Origin of the sequence: Mesorhizobium sp. M2A.F.Ca.ET.067.02.1.1 (assembly GCF_004023285.1) — a bacterium.
Taxonomy (GTDB): Bacteria; Pseudomonadota; Alphaproteobacteria; order Rhizobiales; family Rhizobiaceae; genus Mesorhizobium.
In genome coordinates, this window is sequence record NZ_RZSB01001000.1 from 1 (window position 1) to 1,791 (window position 1,791).

Genomic DNA, 1,791 nt, shown 5'->3' on the forward strand with positions numbered 1-1,791 from the left:
GCGCCAAGGATGGCTGCGCTGAAGGCCAGGCGAAGCGACGAGAAACCAGACACTTTCGTTCCTTTCGGCGCCGGTCCGTCGGATGAGCGCCCCTTTTTCTTTGTCTTCGGCGGCACCGCTTGTTACAGGAGTGGGCTGATGCCGCGACTGGCTACAAGTTTCGCCGGTCTTGGTTAAAGAGGTCTCAACGAGATCGGTTTCGAGAGCATGATCCCGAGAAGTGGGAATCGGCTTTCGGAAACGGTCATGCTCCAAAAAAGAGCAGGATCAGGATGACGATTCAACGAGACGTCAACCTGATCTAGCAAGCTTCGGGGATAAAATGGCAGGCAAAAAACGGCCCCTCGTCGTCATCACGCGCAAGCTGCCCGACCCTGTCGAGACCCGCATGCGCGAGCTGTTCGACGCAAGGCTGAATGTCGAGGACCGGCCGATGACCCAGCCGGAGCTGGTCGCGGCGATCAAGGAAGCCGACGTGCTGGTTCCCACCATCACCGACCACATCGACGCGGCGCTGATCGCCCAGGCTGGCGAAAACCTGAAGCTGATCGCCAATTTCGGCAACGGCGTCGACAAGATCGACGTCTCGGCGGCCGCCAAGAAAGGCATCACCGTCACCAACACGCCGAATGTGCTCACCGAAGACACCGCCGACATGACCATGGCGCTGATGCTCGCCGTGCCGCGCAGGCTCGCCGAAGGCGCCAATGTGCTGACAGGCGAGAAGAAATGGGCCGGCTGGTCGCCGACCTGGATGCTCGGCCGGCGCATCTGGGGCAAACGTCTTGGCATCGTCGGCATGGGCCGCATCGGCACGGCCGTCGCCAGGCGGGCCAAGGCCTTCGGCCTGTCGATCCACTATCACAACCGGCACCGCGTGCTGCCGGCGGTCGAGGAGGAGCTGGAGGCAACCTATTGGGAAAGCCTCGACCAGATGCTGGCCCGCATGGACATCATCTCGGTCAATTGTCCCTCAACGCCGGCGACGTTCCACCTTTTGTCCGGCCGCCGGCTGGCGCTGATGCAGCCTTCGGCTTACCTGGTCAACACGGCGCGCGGCGACATCATCGACGAGGAAGCGCTGATCAAGCTGATCCATGACGGCAAGATCGCCGGCGCCGGCCTCGACGTCTATGAGCACGAGCCGGCACTGAACACCAAGCTCCTGAAGCTTGCCGCCAAGGGCAAGGTGGTGCTTCTGCCGCATATGGGATCGGCCACGCTCGAGGGTCGCATCGACATGGGCGAGAAGGTGATCATCAACATCCGCGCCTTCTTCGACGGCCATCGCCCGCCGGATCGTGTCCTGCCGTTGAGGACCTGAAGGCTTAAACGGCCGCGGTAATCGCACCGTCCGCGCCGACGGCTACCGCGCCTCCGCGGTAGGCATCGAACGCGCCGCGGTCGAGCCGCACCGCGATCGGCGTCTGCCAGCCCATTTCCCGGGCGACTATCAGGCCGAGCAGCAGGATGGCGTCCGGCTCGTGCAGCACCAGGGCCACCGGCGCGCGGCCGTTGTGGACCAGTTCCATCAGCACTGCCGAAGCCGATGACGAGCCGATCGTGCCCGGCAGGAACAGCACGCGGCCGGCAATGACTTCGCCGTGCTGCGGGTGGCGGACATCGGCGATGCGGCCTGTCTTCGGGTCGACGCCGCCCCAGAAGCTGATCGGCGCCGTCAGCACCAGCGCCTCGCCTTCGCCGGCCTTGCCCGGCACCAGGATTTCGGCTGCTGAGTTCATGCGGCGACATCCGTGAAGCCCGGCTTGCCGAGGACCGCGCTTTCGACGC

2 protein-coding genes are annotated in these 1,791 nt (G+C 64.4%); one reads left to right on the top strand and one right to left on the bottom strand.

Annotation, left to right across the window (positions count from 1 at the left end; genetic code table 11):
• The first annotated feature begins 322 nt into the window (after positions 1–322).
• Positions 323–1,324 (top strand): D-glycerate dehydrogenase, encoded by a 1,002-nt coding sequence (locus EOA28_RS34680; RefSeq protein ID WP_126079395.1) that lies wholly within the window; start codon positions 323–325, stop codon positions 1,322–1,324.
• A 4-nt stretch (positions 1,325–1,328) separates the two neighbouring features.
• Here EOA28_RS34680 and EOA28_RS34685 read toward each other — a convergent pair whose 3' ends face one another.
• Positions 1,329–1,742: a DUF126 domain-containing protein gene (locus tag EOA28_RS34685; RefSeq protein ID WP_127250122.1), complete on the bottom strand. Its 414-nt coding sequence runs from the start codon at positions 1,740–1,742 to the stop codon at positions 1,329–1,331.
• Between the last annotated feature and the right edge of the window lie 49 nt (positions 1,743–1,791).